This window comes from Microbacterium sp. 18062 (assembly GCF_902706225.1).
In the GTDB taxonomy this organism is placed as follows: domain Bacteria; phylum Actinomycetota; class Actinomycetes; order Actinomycetales; family Microbacteriaceae; genus Microbacterium.
In genome coordinates, this window is the sequence record NZ_CACSKB010000047.1 from 1 (window position 1) to 17,416 (window position 17,416).

The 17,416-nt window shown below is 71.6% G+C and carries 13 protein-coding genes; 6 read left to right on the forward strand and 7 right to left on the reverse strand.

Annotated elements, in window-relative coordinates; genetic code table 11:
* From GVL03_RS15075 to GVL03_RS15090, 4 genes are all read right to left on the reverse strand, one after another.
* Window positions 1–221: translation initiation factor IF-2 N-terminal domain-containing protein (locus GVL03_RS15075; protein ID WP_200847191.1), on the reverse strand; the 221-nt coding region annotated here is incomplete at its 3' end.
* Between the two features lie 57 nt (window positions 222–278).
* Window positions 279–551 carry a YlxR family protein gene (locus tag GVL03_RS15080; protein WP_159501831.1) on the reverse strand — a complete coding sequence of 91 codons (273 nt, stop codon included), beginning with the start codon at window positions 549–551 and terminating at the stop codon, window positions 279–281.
* Between the two features lie 28 nt (window positions 552–579).
* On the reverse strand, window positions 580–1,566 hold the full coding sequence (nusA, locus tag GVL03_RS15085) for a transcription termination factor NusA (protein WP_159501832.1): 987 nt from the start codon (window positions 1,564–1,566) through the stop codon (window positions 580–582).
* Between the two features lie 93 nt (window positions 1,567–1,659).
* Complete coding sequence (locus tag GVL03_RS15090; protein ID WP_159501833.1) at window positions 1,660–3,507, reverse strand: lipase family protein; 1,848 nt, start codon at window positions 3,505–3,507, stop codon at window positions 1,660–1,662.
* A gap of 87 nt (window positions 3,508–3,594) precedes the next feature.
* On the opposite strand from GVL03_RS15090, the gene GVL03_RS15095 reads away from it, so the two are divergent.
* Complete coding sequence (locus GVL03_RS15095) at window positions 3,595–4,395, forward strand: DUF1206 domain-containing protein (RefSeq protein WP_159501834.1); 801 nt, start codon at window positions 3,595–3,597, stop codon at window positions 4,393–4,395.
* Between the two features lie 48 nt (window positions 4,396–4,443).
* On the opposite strand, the gene GVL03_RS15100 is transcribed toward GVL03_RS15095, so the two are convergent.
* Window positions 4,444–6,198 (reverse strand): proline--tRNA ligase, encoded by a 1,755-nt coding sequence (locus tag GVL03_RS15100; RefSeq protein WP_159501835.1) that lies wholly within the window; start codon window positions 6,196–6,198, stop codon window positions 4,444–4,446.
* A gap of 328 nt (window positions 6,199–6,526) precedes the next feature.
* Between GVL03_RS15100 and GVL03_RS15105 the strand changes: the two genes are divergently transcribed.
* Together GVL03_RS15105 and GVL03_RS15110 are read left to right on the forward strand one after the other, a co-directional pair.
* Window positions 6,527–7,222, forward strand: coding sequence for a GntR family transcriptional regulator (locus GVL03_RS15105; RefSeq protein WP_159501836.1), 696 nt, complete (start codon window positions 6,527–6,529; stop codon window positions 7,220–7,222).
* Window positions 7,219–8,238, forward strand: a complete 1,020-nt coding sequence (locus GVL03_RS15110; RefSeq protein WP_159501837.1) for a 1-aminocyclopropane-1-carboxylate deaminase — start codon at window positions 7,219–7,221, stop codon at window positions 8,236–8,238. Before GVL03_RS15105 ends, GVL03_RS15110 begins: the two co-directional genes overlap by 4 nt.
* A gap of 102 nt (window positions 8,239–8,340) precedes the next feature.
* Here the strand turns inward: GVL03_RS15110 and ispG are convergent, their stop codons facing one another.
* On the reverse strand, window positions 8,341–9,471 hold the full coding sequence (gene ispG, locus GVL03_RS15115; protein ID WP_159501850.1) for a flavodoxin-dependent (E)-4-hydroxy-3-methylbut-2-enyl-diphosphate synthase: 1,131 nt from the start codon (window positions 9,469–9,471) through the stop codon (window positions 8,341–8,343).
* A 205-nt stretch (window positions 9,472–9,676) separates the two neighbouring features.
* Between ispG and GVL03_RS15120 the strand changes: the two genes are divergently transcribed.
* Entirely contained in the window at window positions 9,677–11,593 is a 1,917-nt protein-coding gene (locus tag GVL03_RS15120; RefSeq protein WP_159501838.1) for a chorismate-binding protein, read from the forward strand.
* A gap of 20 nt (window positions 11,594–11,613) precedes the next feature.
* Here GVL03_RS15120 and GVL03_RS15125 read toward each other — a convergent pair whose 3' ends face one another.
* The gene (locus tag GVL03_RS15125) at window positions 11,614–12,981 is read right to left on the reverse strand and encodes an RIP metalloprotease (protein WP_159501839.1); all 1,368 of its coding nucleotides are present in this window, start codon (window positions 12,979–12,981) and stop codon (window positions 11,614–11,616) included.
* Between the two features lie 122 nt (window positions 12,982–13,103).
* On the opposite strand from GVL03_RS15125, the gene GVL03_RS15130 reads away from it, so the two are divergent.
* Both GVL03_RS15130 and pflB read left to right on the forward strand, forming a co-directional pair.
* Window positions 13,104–14,717 (forward strand): Mur ligase family protein, encoded by a 1,614-nt coding sequence (locus GVL03_RS15130; protein ID WP_200847192.1) that lies wholly within the window; start codon window positions 13,104–13,106, stop codon window positions 14,715–14,717.
* A gap of 422 nt (window positions 14,718–15,139) precedes the next feature.
* A complete protein-coding gene (pflB, locus tag GVL03_RS15135; RefSeq protein WP_159501840.1) occupies window positions 15,140–17,416 on the forward strand; it encodes a formate C-acetyltransferase in 2,277 nt (758 codons plus the stop codon).

The following is a 17,416-nucleotide window of genomic DNA, read 5'->3' on the forward strand; positions in this document are numbered from 1 at the left end:
CCGGTGGACGGCCTCGGGGCCGGGGACGCCGCGGCGGGGGCCGCGCCACCGGTGGATGCTCCCTCCGCCTCGAGGGCGGCGCGGAGCTTACGAGCCACCGGGGGCTCGATGGTCGACGAAGGGCTCTTGACGAACTCGCCGAGCTCCTTCAGCTTCGCGAGGGCGACCTTGCTGTCGACGCCGAGCTCGGAAGCGATCTCGTGCACGCGTGGTTTTGCCACAATTCTCCTGTCTGGGGCCCACCCAGGACAGGGCAGACCGTTACTTGCGGACGGGTCTCATTTCGAGCCGTTCACTTTGTGTCCATAGCCGTTCAGCCGTTTCTCGATGGTCTGCGTGTCGAGGGGACCCGACACACGCAATGCCCGTACGAAGGCACGTCGCCGGATGGCGGCGCCCATGCACTCGGGCGTCTCGTGCACCCACGCGCCTCTCCCCGGCATCGACGCCCGCTCGTCGGGGACGAGCCTGGATTCGACCGCGACCACTCGGAGGAGGTCGTCTCGGGGAGCACGCGTGCGGCATCCGACGCACGTTCGTACGGGGTCCATCTTACACCGGTCGCCGAGCGGCAGCGGCTCAGCCCTCGAGGATGCTGTCGGGCTGGATGTCGATCTTCGCGCCGGTCAGCTTCGCAGCGAGTCGCGCGTTCTGGCCTTCCTTGCCGATGGCCAGCGACAGCTGGTAGTCGGGCACCAGTGCGCGGACGGCCTTGGTCGACGCGTCGAGCACGAACGACGAGCTCACCTTCGCGGGCGAGAGGGCGTTGGCGACGAAGGCGGCGAGCTCGGGGTTGTAGTCGACGATGTCGATCTTCTCCCCGCCGAGCTCCTCCGTCACGGCACGCACGCGGCGTCCGAGCTCCCCGATGCAGGCGCCCTTGGCGTTGATCGACGAGTCGTCGGTGCGCACCGCCATCTTCGATCGGTGGCCCGCCTCGCGGGCGAGCGACACGATCTCGACCACCCCGGAGGCGATCTCGGGGACCTCGAGGGCGAAGAGCTTGCGCACCAGACCCGGGTGCGTGCGCGACACGGTGATCGCCGGGCCCTTGGTGCCCTTCGACACCGAGGTGACGTACACCCGGATGCGGGACCCGTGCTTGTACTCCTCGCCGGGCACCTGCTCCTCGGGCGGGAGGATGGCCTCGACCGAGCCGAGGTCGACATGCACCATGCGGGGGTTGGGGCCCTGCTGGATGATGCCGGCGACGATGTCGCCCTCCTTGCCGCGGAACTCGCCCAGGACGGCATCGTCAGCGATGTCGCGCAGACGCTGGTTGATGACCTGCTTCGCGGCGAACGCGGCGATGCGGCCGAAGTCGTCGGGAGCGCTCTCCTCTTCGCCGATGACGGCGCCCTCCTCGTCGAGGAGAGGCACGAAGACGGCCACGTGACCGGTCTTGCGGTCCAGTTGCGCCCGGGCGCCGGGCGGCAGCTCGCCGTCGGGCGAGGTGTGCTTCGCGTAGGCGGTCAGGATCGCCTGCTCGATGATGGCGACGAGTTCCTCGAAGGGGATCTCCCTCTCGCGTTCGACGGTTCGCAGCAGTCCGAGATCGATATCCACGATGACCTACCTATTCAGCTCTTCGCGGCGCGCTGAGCGTCCGCATCCCGTCTACGTTACCCGATCCGGGCCGTCCCGACCCCGGTGCGGGGATCACCCCTCGCAATCGTCCAGCACCGACGCGGGCGGCACGTCCGCGAACAGCAGCGTGTTGGTCCAGCGCACGAGATCGGGGAGCATCGCGGAGCGCGGCTGGAGGATGTCCTGATGCCCGCGCCCGGTCACCGGGACGGCACGCACCTGCTCCCCCTGCGCGCAGAGCGTCTCGACCAGAGAACGCTGCGCCGCCGGCGGGATCACCTCGTCGCGGGTCCCCCACGAGACGAAGATCGGCGTCTCCCACGGCCCCGTCGGCACGTTCTCGGCGAGCCGCCGCCCCAGCGCACCGCTGGTCAGGTTGCCGGTGTCGAAGGGGCTGTCCTCGCTGAGGCCCAGCGCCGTGAGGGCCGAGACCATGACACCGGGCTCGCTGAGACAGCGCTGCGTCATCTCCCGCACGATCGAGCGCGCGCCGGTGGCGACATAGTCGTTCAGCTCGACGTCGGCATAGGTGTCCGCATACGGAACGAGCACCCACGAGACGAGCACTGTGAGCATCGCGCCGGCCTGACCCGAGGTGAGTTCGCGCGCGAGCTCCAGCGGGTCCGCCGCCGGGGCGAGGACGGCGGTGCCGAGGATGTCGAGACCCGGGGTGTAGTCCGCAGCGATCTGCGTCGTCCACAGGGCCGCGTGCCCGCCCTGCGAGTGTCCCCAGACCACCGTCTCGGGCGAGAGCACGAGGTCGTCGATCTCGCCCGCGGCCAGCACCGAGTCCAGTGCCGAGCGCGCCTCGCCCTTGCCGATCAGGTATGGGAAGTCGCCCGGCGCGCCCTGCCCGCTGTAGTCGGGTGCGACCACCACCCAGCCGCGCGCGAGCATGCGCTCGAGGTCGGGTATCGCCCACTTGGTCGCGGTGCCGTCCGCAAGGCTCGGGGCGCAGCCGCGGGCGACGCCGGTCGTGCCGTGGTTCCAGACCAGCACCGGGCGGGGGCCCGGCGGCGGATCGTCGGGGACGATCACCATCGCGCTCGCGACCGCGGCCGAGCCGAGCGCGTCGCGGGTCGTGTACAGGATGCGGCTGACGCTGCCGCGGTCGGGCTCGCGGCCGAGGTATTCGCCCGTGCGGATGAGTCGGCCATGCCCCGCGGGGACCTCATCCGGCGGGTCGTAGAATCCGTCGATCACGGGGGCGCCGTCGCTGAGCCAGTCGTCGAGCCCGAATCCCCCGACCGCGCCGACCACCAGGACGAGCGACAGGGCGTAGCGCCCGGCGGCGGCCCAGAACGTCGCACGCCGCGATCTCGAGGCGGGCGACGCGACGGCCACGGTCGGGCGCCGTGCCGCCACGATCCGGCGCACGCCGCGACCGAGCAGGGTCGCGCCGAAGACGATCGTGCGTACACCGAAGACCACGGCGACGACCAGGAGGGTGACGTCGGGCCAGGTCAGCGAGAGGATGCCGAACGCGATCTGGAAGCCGCCCCACGCCGCGGCGAGCACGCGGACGCTCGTGACTCCCCCGCCGATCGCGTCGCCGATCGAGGCGAGGCCGGCGACGATGAGCAGCACCGCGAGCGCGCTCGGCAGCAGCTCGATGCTGCGCCCGAGCCAGATCAGGATCACCAGTCCCCCGGCGACCCAGGCGAGCGCGAGCACGCGGCTCCACCAGGTGGGTGCCCGGTGACGCGACGCCACCTCCAGCACGCCGGAGACGATGGCGCTGATGCCGACGTAGACGCCGAGCAGCACGAGCGAGGCGAGCGGTCGGATGACGATCAACAGGCCCAGCACGACGATGCCGCCGCCCAGAAGCACCATCAGACGCGGCGGAGCCGCATCCAGCAGCCCCGGGAGCGCGCTCCACCGCGGCAGGCGGCGCGGGCGGCTCGCGGTCTCGGGCATCCGCACATTCTAGGCAGTGCGGGCCCGCGCTCCGTTCACGCCGTCGACCCTTGCGCGGATGCCGCCGCCGAGCCGTACAGTCCAGGGATGACGGTGGCGAAGGACGCGGCGCGCGCTACGGAGAAGAGCCCGGTGTTCCGTGTGCTCGCCCGTTCGGGATACGCCGCCAACGGCATCGTGCACATGCTCATCGGGGCCATCGTCCTGGCCATCGTGTGGGGTGCGGAGGGCGAGAGCGACCAGTCCGGCGCGTTCAAGGCGATCGGCAGCGCGCCGGCCGGGTTCGTCGCCCTGTGGGCGCTCGCGATCGCGCTGGCCGCCCTCGGCGTCTGGCATGCCGCGGCGGCGGTGCTCGCCCGCGGAGAGGACGGGGCGAAGAAGTGGGGACTGCGAATGTCCGAGGGCGGTCAGGCGGTCGTCTTCGTCGCGCTCGCCGTGCTCTCCGGCGCCGTCGCCCTCGGCGCGAAGCCCGACGCGGACGACGCCGCCCAGTCGGCCAGCCGAGGTGTCCTCGCCGTTCCGGGCGGTCCGTTCCTGCTGGGAGCGGTGGGCCTCGGCATCGGGATCGCCGGCATCGTGTTCGCGGTCATGGGGGTGCGTCGCAGCTTCCGCGCGAAGATGACCATCCCGTCGGGTCCCGCGGGGTCCGCCATCACCACGCTCGGCGTCGTGGGTTTCGTCGCTAAGGGTGTGGCGCTGCTCACGGTCGGCGTGCTCGTGACGGTCGCCGCCGTGCGCGTGGAGCCCGATCGGGCGGGCGGGCTCGACGGCGCGATCAGTGCGCTGCTGCTCCTCCCGCTCGGGTCGTGGCTCGTCGGCGCGGTCGGCGCGGGATTCATCGCGTACGGCGTCTTCTGCGGGTTCCGCGCACGCTACGCGCGGCTGTGACGGCGTCCGCATCCGCCGTCGGGCGCGGAAGCGGACGCGCGCCGCGGATCAGGGTGCGAGGCGGGTGAGGACCTCCGCGACGGAAAGCGTCTCCCGCTCCCCCGTGCGGCGGTCCCACAGCTCGACCTGGCCCTCGGCCGCGCCACGCCCGACGATCGCGATGCGCGGGACGCCGACGAGCTCGGCGTCGCCGAACTTCACGCCGGGCGACACCTTGGGGCGGTCGTCGTAGAGCACGTCGAGCCCGGCCGCCTCGAGATCGGCGCTCAGCGACGCGGCGACCTCGAAGGCGACGGCATCGCGGCCGGCGGCCACGACGTGCACGTCGAACGGCGCCACCGACGCCGGCCAGACCAGACCCTTCTCGTCGTTGTTCAGCTCGGCGATGATCGCCAGGATGCGGGTGATCCCGATCCCGTACGACCCCATGGTGACGGTGACGAGCTTGCCGTTCTCGTCGAGCACCTTGAGCCCGAGCGCGTCGGCGTACTTGCGCCCGAGCTGGAAGACGTGTCCGATCTCCATGCCGCGCGCGAGGTCCACCGGCCCCGAGCCGTCGGGCGCCGGGTCGCCGGCGCGCACACTCGCGACCTCGACGAACCCGTCCGCGGTGAAGTCGCGGCCGGCCACGAGCGAGTGGACGTGCTTCTGGTCGATGTTGGCTCCGGTGATCCAGCTCGTGCCGTCGACCACGCGGGGGTCGAGGACGTAGCGGATGCCGGTGGCCGACTCCTCGCCGAGCACGGCGCCCGTGGGCGACCAGGGGCCGATGTATCCCTTGACCAGCAGCGGGTGGGCCGCGAAGTCCTCCGCCGTCGCCGGCTCCACCGCGGCGGGGGCGAAGGCGACCTCGACGCGCTTGTCGTCGACGTCACGGTCGCCGGGGAGGCCGACGACCACGAGCTCGCGCGTGCCGTCGAGATGGGTGAGGGCGAGCACGACGTTCTTCAGCGTGTGCGCGGCGGTGTACTCGCCCTCGAGCACCTCGTTGCTGTGCGCGACGAGGGTCGCGATCGTGGGGGTGTCCGGCGAGTCGAAGACGATGGGCTCGGGCAGGCCGTCGAACGGCACCGGCTCGGGCGCGACGGTCGTGAACGCCTCGACGTTCGCGGCGTACCCGCCCTCGGAGCGCACGAAGGTGTCCTCGCCGACCGGCGTCGGGTGCAGGAACTCCTCGGAACGCGATCCGCCCATGGCGCCCGCATCCGCCTGCACGATGACGTACTCGAGGCCGAGGCGCTGGAAGATGCGCTCGTAGGCGTCGCGCTGGGCCTGGTAGCTCCGGTCGAGGCCGGCGTCGCTCGCGTCGAACGAGTATGCGTCCTTCATCGTGAACTCGCGACCGCGCAGGAGCCCGGCGCGCGGGCGGGCCTCGTCACGGTACTTGTCCTGGATCTGGTAGATCGTCAGCGGCAGGTCCTTGTACGAGGAATAGAGGTCCTTCACCAGGAGGGTGAAGACCTCCTCGTGGGTGGGCGCGAGCAGGTAGTCGGCACCCTTGCGGTCCTGCAGCCGGAAGAGCGCGTCGCCGTACTCCTCCCACCGGCCCGTCGTCTCGTAGGGCTCGCGGGGCAGCAGCGCCGGGAAGTGCACCTCGTAGGCGCCCGCGTCCGCCATCTCCTCGCGGACGACCTGCTCGATCCTCGCCTTGACCCGCAGCCCCAGCGGGAGCCACGCGAACACGCCCGGCGCCTGGCGCCGGATGTAGCCCGCCCGCACGAGCAGGCGGTGGCTCGTGACCTCGGCATCAGCCGGGTCCTCGCGGAGGGTGCGGAGGAAGAAGTGCGACAGACGGGTGACCACGAGGGACAAGTCTAGGCGCGTGGCGGGGAGACGGTCAGCCCAGCGCGGCGTTCAGCTGTAGTGTCCTGCATCCGCCGAAAGGTTCACGCTCTTCAGGTTCACGCTCTTCGCGTTCTCCCCTCTGCTCTCGATATGCCAGTGGCGCACGGGCGCTCGGCCGGCATCGCCTTCGCGCGACGCCGCGTCACCAGTCGTCGGATCTACGGGCTGATCGCCGCCTCAGCAGCCCCATCCGTCGGCTTCTGCACCAGCGGTCCGACGACTGAGGGTGCTGATCACCACCATCGCCGGCTTGACTCTGCACACGGGAGCGTGTGCAATATATTGCATGCCGGTACCCACCGAACACCTCCCCCCGCGTCCGCTCCTGCGGGACGAGGTGTTCGCTCGGCTGCGCGACGCGATCGTGGACGGAACGCTCGCACCCGACGAGCAGCTGCGCGACACCGACATCGCCGCGTGGCTCGGCGTCAGTCGCACGCCCGTGCGCGAGGCGCTGCTCGAGCTGGGGCGTTCCGGGCTCGTCCGCACCCTGCCCGGGCGCGCGACGGTCGTCGCCCCGCTCGACATCCGCGGCGTGCGTGATGCGCAGGCCGTCGTCGCGGCCATGCACCGCCTCGCGGTCGAGGGCGCGGTGCCCGTCCTCACGGACGACGACATCGAGCGGATGCGCGCCGCGGGCGCCGCCTTCGCCGCGGCGCAGGAGCGCGGCGACGTCGAGGCGGCGCTGGAGGCGGACCGCGCCTTCCACGCGATCGCCGTCGACGGATGCGGCAACGCCGCCGTGCGCGCCGTCCTCGACCAGTACGAGCCCGTGCTGCAGCGGGCCGAACGCCTGCGCTTCGGCTCGGCCGAGGGCCGCGACTCGGTGGCGCGGCACGCGCGCCTGGTCGAGTTGTGCGCCCGCCGCGACGCCGCCGCGGCCGCCGCGCTCGCGGAGCAGACCTGGCAGAGCCTCATCGTCGAGGACGCGCACGAGAGCCCCCGGCCCGACGATCGCCCAGACGAGGAGCACACCCCATGAAGCTCGACCAGTTCCCCCGCCACCCGCTCACCTTCGGGCCGAGCCCGCTCCAGCACCTGAAGCGCCTGACCGCGCACCTGGGCGGCGCGCAGGTCTGGGCCAAGCGCGAAGACGTCTCGAGCGGGCTCGCCTACGGCGGCAACAAGGTGCGCAAGCTCGAGTACATCGTGCCCGACGTGCTCGCCTCCGGCGCCGACACCCTCGTGTCGATCGGCGGCTACCAGTCGAACCACACCCGTCAGGTCGCCGCGGTCGCCGCCCACCTCGGGCTGAAGAGCCGCCTCGTCCAGGAGAAGTGGGTCCCGTGGGACGACCCGGTGAACGACAAGGTCGGCAACATCCTGCTCTCGCGCATGATGGGCGCCGACTCGCGCCTCGACGACGCGGGCTTCGACATCGGCATCCGCGACTCGTGGAAGAACGCCCTCGCCGAGGTCGAGGCATCCGGTGGCACGCCCTACGCCATCCCCGCGGGAGCGTCCGAGCATCCCCTCGGCGGACTCGGATTCGCCAACTGGGCGTTCGAGGTCGCCGAGCAGGAGAGGCAGCTCGGCGTGTTCTTCGACACGATCGTCGTCTGCACCGTCACCGGGTCGACCCACGCCGGCATGATCGCGGGCTTCGCCGCCCTCGAGGACCTCACCGGCGTTCGCCGCCGCGTCATCGGCATCGATGCATCCGCCACGCTCGCCAAGACGACCGACCAGGTGGCGCGGATCGCCCGCAACACCGCGGAGCTGATCGAGCTCGACCGTGACCTCCGCGACGACGAGATCCAGGTGCTCGAGGGCTGGGCGGGCGAGCTCTACGGCATCCCCGTCGACTCCACGATGGCGGCGATGGCGCTCGGCGCGCAGCTCGAGGCGATGATCACCGACCCCGTGTACGAGGGCAAGTCGCTCGCCGGCCTCATCGACCTCGTCCAGGACGGCGACATCCCCCGCGGCTCGACCGTGCTCTACGCGCACCTCGGCGGCCAGCCCGCGATAAACGCGTACCACTCGCTCTGGGACTGAGCCGAACGGCGTTCCCCGCAGCAGGAGAAATCCTCCCCACAGGACGATCCCGCACCGAACGTCCTGTGCTCCGGATGTCTCCTGCGCTCGCGGAGCCCGAGCTCAGACGGTGACGACCTGCGCGGTGCCGAGCGCGGCGTCGGGGCCCATCTCTGCGGCGATGCGGTTCGCCTCGGCGATCAGCGTCTCGACGATCTCGGCCTCGGGAACGGTCCTCACGACCTCGCCCTTCACGAAGATCTGCCCCTTGCCGTTGCCGCTCGCGACCCCGAGGTCCGCGTCGCGCGCCTCTCCCGGCCCGTTCACGACGCAGCCCATGACCGCGACGCGCAGCGGGACGGTCATGTCCTTGAGCCCCTCGGTGACGTTGTCGGCGAGGGAGTAGACGTCCACCTGTGCGCGCCCGCACGAGGGGCACGACACGATCTCGAGGGTGCGCTCGCGCAGGTTCAGCGACTGCAGGATCTGGTGCCCGACCTTGACCTCCTCGGCCGGCGGCGCGGACAGCGAGACGCGGATCGTGTCGCCGATCCCCTCGGACAGCAGGATGCCGAAGGCCGTCGCCGACTTGATCGTGCCCTGGAAGGCGGGCCCCGCCTCGGTGACGCCGAGGTGCAGCGGCCAGTCGCCCCGCTCGGCGAGCAGACGGTATGCCTTGACCATCACGACGGGGTCGTTGTGCTTGACCGAGATCTTGAAGTCGTGGAAGTCGTGCTCCTCGAAGAGCGATGCCTCCCAGACCGCGCTCTCCATCAGCGCCTCGGGCGTCGCCCTGCCGTACTTCTCGAGCAGCCGCTTGTCGAGGGAGCCCGCGTTGACACCGATGCGGAGCGAGACGCCGGCGTCCTTCGCCGCCTTCGCGATCTCGCCGACCTTGTCGTCGAACTGACGGATGTTGCCCGGGTTCACGCGCACCGCGGCGCACCCCGCGTCGATCGCCTGGAAGACGTACTTCGGCTGGAAGTGGATGTCGGCGATGACCGGGATCTGGCTCTTCTTCGCGATGATGTGCAGGACGTCCGCGTCGTCCTGGCTGGGCACCGCGACGCGCACGATCTCACAGCCGGATGCGGTGAGCTCCGCGATCTGCTGCAGCGTCGCGTTGATGTCCGTCGTCTTGGTCGTGGTCATCGACTGGACGCTCACCGGGGCGTCGCCGCCGACGAGGACCTTGCCGACCCGGATCTGCCGGCTCTTGCGGCGCGGGGCGAGGGTTTCGGGGACGCGGGGCATCCCGAGGTTCACGGCTGGCACGCGCCCCAGCCTACGCCGCCGCACCTGGACGCGGTCCGGGGGCGGAGCCGTGTGGTAATTTCGGCGCATGCTCGCAATCGCCTCCTGGTGGCCCATCGCCTAGGCGGTGTGCGCGTGCGACACAGACCGCCCCCGGGGGCGGTCTTCTGCGTGAGGCGGCCGCTCCCCCGACGAAAGATCGATCATGACCGGCACCGCCGCGGCTCTCTTCTCCTCGCTGGCCTCCGAGGCTCGTCCGTTCGCACTGATCGCCCGTGACGACGCCTGGGTGGAAGTGCTCGCGGGCGAGGTCGTCGACGTCGAGCTGCTCGCCGACATTCCCCTGGTCGATGCCGACGGCACCACACGCGAGGTCCTGGCCCTCGTCCCTTACCGTCAGGTGCGCGAGCGCGGCTTCGTCTGCCACGACGACGGTGCGCCGCTGCGGTGCCTCGTCGTCGACCGGCACGAGCGCGTGCCGCGCGCCGAGGCCCTCGCCGCGCTGCCGACCGCCCCGATCCCGCTGGGCGACCCCGGCTTCGACCTCAGCGACGACCAGTACGCCGACATCGTCCGCACCGTGATCGCCGACGAGATCGGTCGTGGCGAAGGGGCGAACTTCGTCATCCGCCGCGACTTCACCGCATCTGTGTCCGCGGATGAGCGCACGGCGGCCCTGACGTGGTTCCGCGCCCTCCTCGAGCACGAGCGCGGCGCGTACTGGACCTTCGCCGTCGTCACCGACGGGCACGTCGCGGTGGGGGCGAGCCCCGAGGCCCACGTGAGCGCTCAGGACGGCGTGGTCACGATGAACCCCATCTCGGGCACCTTCCGTCACCCGGCCGGCGGCGCGACGGCCGAGACGCTGAGCACGTTCCTCGAGTCGACCAAGGAGACCGAGGAGCTCTTCATGGTCGTCGACGAGGAGCTCAAGATGATGAGCGCGGTCTGCTCCGACGGCGGCCGCATCACCGGCCCGCATCTGAAGGAGATGTCGCGCCTGACGCACACCGAGTACATGCTGCGCGGCGTGTCGCGGCTCGACCCGCGCGACATCCTGCGCGAGACGATGTTCGCACCGACCGTCACGGGCTCCCCCATGCAGAACGCCTGCACGGTGATCGCCCGCCACGAGGTCAGCCCGCGCGGCTACTACTCAGGCGTCGCGGCGCTGTTCACGCCGAACGGGGCGACGGAGGGCGTGACCCACGATCTCGATGCCCCGATCCTCATCCGCACCGCGTACCTGCAGGACGGACGTCTGCGCGTGCCGGTGGGGGCGACGCTCGTGCGCCACTCCGACCCGGACGGCGAAGTCGGCGAGACGCACGGCAAGGCCGCCGGCGTGCTGGGGGCGATCGGCGCCGTGCCGCGCGACGCGGCCCCTCTCGTCGCCGCCGCCCCCGATCCCGACGCCCCGGTCGCCGAGCGGCGCCCGCTGGCCGAGGATCCCACGATCGCCGAGCTGCTCGTGTCGCGCAACGCCCGGCTGGCCGCCTTCTGGCTGAACCCCCAGGGCGCGGACGCGGAGGGGCCGTTCGCCGGCCGCACCGCCGTGGTCGTCGACGCCGAGGACCGGTTCACGACCATGCTCGCCCATCAGCTGCGCCACCTCGGGCTCGACGTCGCGATCGTGCCGTGGGCGGATGCGGACGACGCCCGGCTCGATGCAGCAGACCTCGTGATCTCGGGCCCCGGCCCGGGCGATCCCCGAGACGACGACGGTCCCCGCATCCGCCGCATGCGCGACGTCGTCGGCCGGCGGCTCGAGTCCGGACGCCCGCTGCTCGCGGTGTGTCTCAGCCATCAGATCCTGGCCGATCGCCTGGGCATCGACCTCGCGCCGCTCGGCCGTCCGCACCAGGGCCTGCAGCTCGAGGTCGACCTGTTCGGACGACCGGCGTCGATCGGCTTCTACAACACGTTCACCGCGCGGGTCGCGCCGGGCACGCGCCGGGTGGGCGCGGCGGAGGTCGCCGCATCCGCCTCCGGCGACGTGTATGCGCTCCGCGGGCCCGGCTTCGCGTCGGTGCAGGGACACCTCGAGTCGATCCTGTCGCGCGACGGGATGACCACGCTCGAGCTCCTCGTGGCGCACGCGCTCACCCCCGTCAGGGCCTGACTCCTCGCGGACCCGCGCCGTCAGAACAGCGAGATCGGGTTGAACAGGTCGGCGAGGATCAGGATGCCGCCCATGACCCCCAGCATCGCCACGACCACGAAGGTGACCGGCACGAGCCGCGTCGCGTCGACGGGCTTCGGCGGCGCCCGGTGGAGCATCCGCGCCCACGCGCGCCTGAGCCCGTCCCAGAGCGCCACCACGACGTGACCGCCGTCGAGCGGCAGCAGCGGGATCAGGTTGAAGCAGAACAGCGCCAGGTTCAACGAGCCGAGGAGCCCCATGATCCCGGCGACGCGGTTCAGCACGGGGGCGTCGGATGCGGCGACCTCGCCGGCGAGCACGCTCGCCCCGACCACGCTGAGCGGGCCGTTGGGGTCGCGCTCGGTGCCGGTGAACAGCGTCACCGCCGTGTCCGCGACCTTGACCGGAAGCTGCACGATGACCCCGGCCACCGTTCCGACGTGCTCGAACGCGGCGGCGGGCCCCGCCCAGATCGGCTGGCGGACGAACTCGGAGGTCGGGCGGATGCCGACGAAGCCGACCTCGTGCGTGAGCGCCGTGCCGTCGGCGTCCGTCACGGGTTGCCCCGCAGCGTCGGTCACCGCCGCCTCGATCGCGACCGGGGTGACGGTCAGGGTCCGCTCGGCACCGTCGCGCTCGACCACCACGCGCAGCGCGTCGCCGGGCGCTGCCTGGATCAGCGCGGTCGCCCCGGCGAAGTCGTCGACGGCCGTCCCGTCGATCGAGACGATCCGGTCGCCGGGCTCGATACCGGCCCGCTCCGCGGGCGTCGTCCCGCTCGCACACGAGGTGCCGTCGGCCGCCGGCACGCACTCGCTGAGCGCGGCGACGGTGGACGTCGCGGTCTGCACGCCGATCCCGGTGAACAGGACGGCGAACAGCACCATCGCGAACAGCAGGTTCATGAACGGTCCGCCGAGCATGATGACGATGCGCTTCCACACCGGCAGCCGGTAGAAGACGCGTTCATCGGCGCCGACCATCGTCTCCTCGTTGACCGCGCGCGCGTCCTGCACCATGGTCTGGAAGAAGCGCGCCGAGACGCGGCGGGTCCGGGTCGCCGCGGCCGTGCGGGTGGTGCCTCCAGCGTCGCCCTCCGACTCGTCGGCCGCCGCGAGCTCCCCCGGGGAGGGCGGGTACATGCCGGCCATCGAGATATAGCCGCCGAGCGGCAGCGCTTTGACGCCGTACTCGGTCTCTCCCCTGCGCCGTGACCAGAGCGTCGGCCCGAAGCCGATCATGTACTGGCCGACGCGGACGCCGAAGGCCTTGGCCGGCAGCAGATGGCCCAACTCGTGGAGGGCGATCGAGACCGCGAGCCCGACGACGAGCACCACGATGCCGACCACGAAGGCGAGGATCGTCACCCGCCCACCGTAGCCGCCGTCTCTTTGAGCCAGCCGAACGCGACGCCGCGCGCATAGGTCCGCACCGCGCACCGCACCATCCGCCGCGGGAGGCGCGCTCCCGTCTGGTTGAATGGAGCCCGATGTCGACGCCCCCTTCGAACCTGCCCCCCGTGCTCCGTCCGGAGCGGCCCGCGACGCGATCCCTGGCCGATCTGGCGGCGCGTTTCGGCGCCGAGGTGCGGGGGGATGCGGAGGGCGTCTCGCTGTCCGGGATCACGCTCGCCACCGCGGACCTCCGCCCCGGCGAGGCCTTCGTCGCCCTGCAGGGGGGCAATCGACACGGCGCCGAGTTCTCCGCCGCGGCGGCCGAGAAGGGCGCCGTCGCGATCATCACGGATGCGGCGGGCGCGGATGCGGCGGCCGGCGGCGGCGTTCCCGTGCTCGTCCTCGACGCTCCCCGCGCGCGGATGGGCGAGCTGTCCGCCTGGGTCTACGGCACGGGCCCGGACGACGACCTCCCGATCCTGTTCGGCACCACGGGCACCAACGGAAAGACGAGCGTCTCGCACATCCTCGAGGGGATGCTGGGACAGCTCGGCGTCGTGACGGGGCTCTCCTCGACGGCCGAGCGCCATATCGCCGGCCAGGTCATCGTCTCCCGGCTCACCACCCCGGAGGCGTCCGAGTTCCACGCCCTCCTCGCCCTCATGCGCGAGCGCGGGGTGGAGGCGGTCGCAGTCGAGGTCAGCGCCCAGGCGCTCAGCCGCCACAGGGTCGACGGAATCGTGTTCGACGTCGCCGCCTTCACGAACCTCTCGCACGACCACCTCGACGATTACGCCGACATGCGCGAGTACCTCGAGGCGAAGCTGCCCCTCTTCCGCCCCGACCGCGCGCGTCGCGCCGTGATCTCGCTCGACTCCGCGGCTGCCGCCGAGGTGGTCGAGCGGTGCGACGTGCCGTTCACCACGGTCGGCGCACCCGACATCGCGGCGGACCCGGTGCTCGCCGCATCCGCCGAATGGACCGTCGAGGTGCTCGACGAGCGGCCCGAGGGCACGCGCTTCGCGCTCACGGGCCCCGAGGACCGACGTCTGGAGTCGATCGTCCCGGTCATCGGGCGGCACATGGCCGCGAACGCCGGGCTCGCGATCGTGATGATGCTCGAGGCCGGCTACGCGTGGGAGCGCATCGTCGCGGCGCTCGACGGCCGCCGCATCGAGGCGTACCTGCCCGGGCGCACCGAGCGGGTCTCCGGCGAGCGCGGCCCCGCCGTCTACGTCGACTTCGGCCACTCCCCCGACGCGTTCGAGAAGACGCTCGCCGCCGTCCGCCGAGTGACCCCGGGGCGCGTCGTGATGCTCTTCGGCGCCGACGGAGACCGCGACGCCACCAAGCGGCACGACATGGGCCGCACGGCCGTCCTCGGCAGCGACGTGCTCGTGATCACCGACCACCACCCGCGGTTCGAGGATCCGACCTCGATCCGCGAGACGCTTCTCGCCGGTGCCCGGCGGGCGCGTCCGGACGCCGACATCCGCGTCCTCTCCCCGCCCGAGCGGGCGATCGTGGAGGCGGTCGCACTCGTCAGCGAGGGGGACGCGATCCTCTGGGCGGGTCCCGGCCACCAGGACTACCGCGACATCCGCGGGCAGCGCACGCCCTACTCCGCGCGGGAGCTCGCCCGCCGCGCGCTGCGGGACGCCGGGTGGCCGGTGCCGGAGCCGCACTGGCCCGTGCCCTACCCGGACTGAGCGGCCTTCACGGCCCGCTCGAGCCGGCGCCCCTGGCAGCCCGTCGTCGGAGCGCCCGCCCGGTGGCACGGTTGCAGACCCCCGGTCGTCGGAGCGCCGACGAGAACCGCGCCGCATCGGCCCCTCCAGGGCTCACCCGCCCCACCGATCCGACGACTGAGGGACACAACCGACCCGCGAGGGCGTACCGCCGTTCCCGAGCAGCGCCAGGGGCGGGCGGTTTTTCACGGCCGGACCTGTGACCGCCGCACAACGCGGAGCACGACGCGCCGCAACGCGTTTGTGGGCGAGGCGCACGGGCCGGTCCCCCGGGTCCGCACGGGCGTACCGTCGAGGCAAGGCCCGCCGGGCGGGCGCCCGAGGACGAGCACCGAACTCCCGACGCGACCGACTCCGCACAGGACGAAGGAAGCGAGTTCCCCATGAGCACCGTCATCCCCACCGGCATCGCGCACGACGACGCCGACAGCATCCCGGCCGCATGGCACGGGTTCGCGGCGGGGCCGTGGCAGGACGGGATCGACGTGCGCGACTTCGTCCAGCGGAACTACCTCCCGTACACCGGCGACGGCACGTTCCTCGCCGGACCCACGCCCCGTACGAGCGCGGTCTGGCAGAAGCTGTCCGAGCTCTTCCCCGAGGAGCGGCGCCGTGGCGTCTACGACATCGACCCGCACACGCCGGCCGGCATCACGGCGCACGGACCAGGGTACATCGCGAAGGACGACGAGCTCATCGTGGGCCTCCAGACCAATGCGCCGCTGCGCCGCGCAATCATGCCGAACGGCGGATGGCGGATGGTCGAGGGGGCGCTGCGCACCTACGGCTACGAGGTCGACGACACGCTGAAGACCGTCTACACCTCGTACCGCAAGACCCACAACCAGGCGGTGTTCGACATCTATCCGCCGTCGGTGCGCGCAGCGCGTCGTTCGCACATCATCACGGGCCTGCCCGACGCCTACGGTCGCGGCCGCATCATCGGCGACTACCGCCGCGTCCCGCTCTACGGCGTCGACGCCCTGATCGCCGCGAAGAAGCTCGACAAGCTCGAGCTCGACACGAGCCCGTTCTCGGAGGAGAACGTGCGGATGCGGGAGGAGCACGCCGAGCAGATCCGTGCGCTGGAGGATCTCACGCAGATGGCCGCGTCCTACGGCCACGACATCTCGCGTCCCGCGACGACCGCGCACGAGGCGGTGCAGTGGCTGTACTTCGCCTACCTCGCCGCCGTGAAGGAGCAGAACGGCGCCGCGATGTCGCTGGGGCGCACCTCGACGTTCCTCGACGTGTACCTCGAGCGCGACATCGCGGCGGGCGTGCTCACCGAGAGCGCCGCGCAGGAGCTGATCGATGACTTCGTGATCAAGCTGCGCATCGTGCGGTTCCTGCGCACGCCCGAGTACGACGAGCTGTTCTCGGGCGATCCCACCTGGGTCACCGAGACGATCGGCGGAGTGGGCGAGGACGGTCGCCCGCTCGTCACCCGCACGTCGTTCCGCTACCTGCAGACGCTCTACAACCTGGGGCCCGCCCCCGAGCCGAACATGACGGTGTTCTGGAGCCCGGCGCTCCCCCAGGGCTTCAAGGAGTTCTGCGCGCGCGTGTCGATCGACACCTCGGCCGTGCAGTACGAGTCCGACGACCTGATCCGCGACCGGTGGGGGGACGACGCGGCGATCGCCTGCTGCGTCTCGCCCATGCGCGTCGGCAGCCAGATGCAGTTCTTCGGTGCGCGGGTCAACCTCGCCAAGACCCTGCTCTACGCCATCAACGGCGGACGCGACGAGATCACCGGCGAGCAGATCGCGCCGAGCGAGCCGCCCGTGGGCGACGGGCCGCTCGACTTCGACGACGTCGCCGCCCGGTTCGACCGCATGATGGACTGGCTCGCTGCGACCTACGTGGAGGCCCTCAACTGCATCCACTGGTCGCACGACCGGTACGCGTACGAGCGGCTCGAGATGGCGCTCCACGACAAGGACGTGGTGCGCACCATGGCGTTCGGGATCGCCGGCCTGTCGGTCGCCGCCGACTCGCTGTCCGCCATCCGGTACGCCACGGTCACGCCGGTGCGGGACGAACGGGGCGTGGTGGTCGACTACACGACCGTGGGCGACTACCCGGCCTACGGCAACGACGACGACCGCGCCGACCGGATCGCCGTCGACCTGGTGGAGCGCTTCATGGCGAAGCTCCGGCGCCATCCGATGTACCGTAACGCCGTGCCGACCCAGTCCGTGCTGACGATCACCTCGAACGTCGTCTACGGCAAGGCGACGGGCAACACCCCGGACGGACGGCGTGCGGGCGAGCCGTTCGCCCCGGGCGCCAACCCGATGAACGGCCGGGACACGCACGGGATGCTGGCGTCCGCGCTGTCGGTCGCGAAGGTGCCCTACGCCGCCGCAGAGGACGGCATCTCGCTGACGAACACCGTCGTGCCGTCGGGCCTCGGCCGCACCGAGGAGGAGCGCGCACGCAACCTCGCGGGCCTGCTCGACGCGTCGTTCGGCGCCGACGGCTACCACATGAACGTCAACGTGCTCAATCGGGAGACGCTGCTCGATGCCATGGAGCACCCGGAGGACTACCCGCAGCTGACCATCCGCGTCTCCGGCTACGCCGTCAACTTCGTGCGGCTCACCCGCGAGCAGCAGGAGGACGTGCTGTCGCGGACGTTCCACGGCGGGGTGTGA

Coding starts and splice junctions, on each gene's coding strand:
- ispG (WP_159501850.1), bottom strand. CDS start 9,471: ATGCCCCGCGTCCCCGAAACCCTCGCCCCGCGCCGCAAGAGCCGGCAG.
- GVL03_RS15130 (WP_200847192.1), top strand. CDS start 13,104: ATGTCGACGCCCCCTTCGAACCTGCCCCCCGTGCTCCGTCCGGAGCGG.
- GVL03_RS15105 (WP_159501836.1), top strand. CDS start 6,527: ATGCCGGTACCCACCGAACACCTCCCCCCGCGTCCGCTCCTGCGGGAC.
- GVL03_RS15090 (WP_159501833.1), bottom strand. CDS start 3,507: ATGCCCGAGACCGCGAGCCGCCCGCGCCGCCTGCCGCGGTGGAGCGCG.
- GVL03_RS15095 (WP_159501834.1), top strand. CDS start 3,595: ATGACGGTGGCGAAGGACGCGGCGCGCGCTACGGAGAAGAGCCCGGTG.
- GVL03_RS15080 (WP_159501831.1), bottom strand. CDS start 551: ATGGACCCCGTACGAACGTGCGTCGGATGCCGCACGCGTGCTCCCCGA.
- GVL03_RS15120 (WP_159501838.1), top strand. CDS start 9,677: ATGACCGGCACCGCCGCGGCTCTCTTCTCCTCGCTGGCCTCCGAGGCT.
- pflB (WP_159501840.1), top strand. CDS start 15,140: ATGAGCACCGTCATCCCCACCGGCATCGCGCACGACGACGCCGACAGC.
- GVL03_RS15110 (WP_159501837.1), top strand. CDS start 7,219: ATGAAGCTCGACCAGTTCCCCCGCCACCCGCTCACCTTCGGGCCGAGC.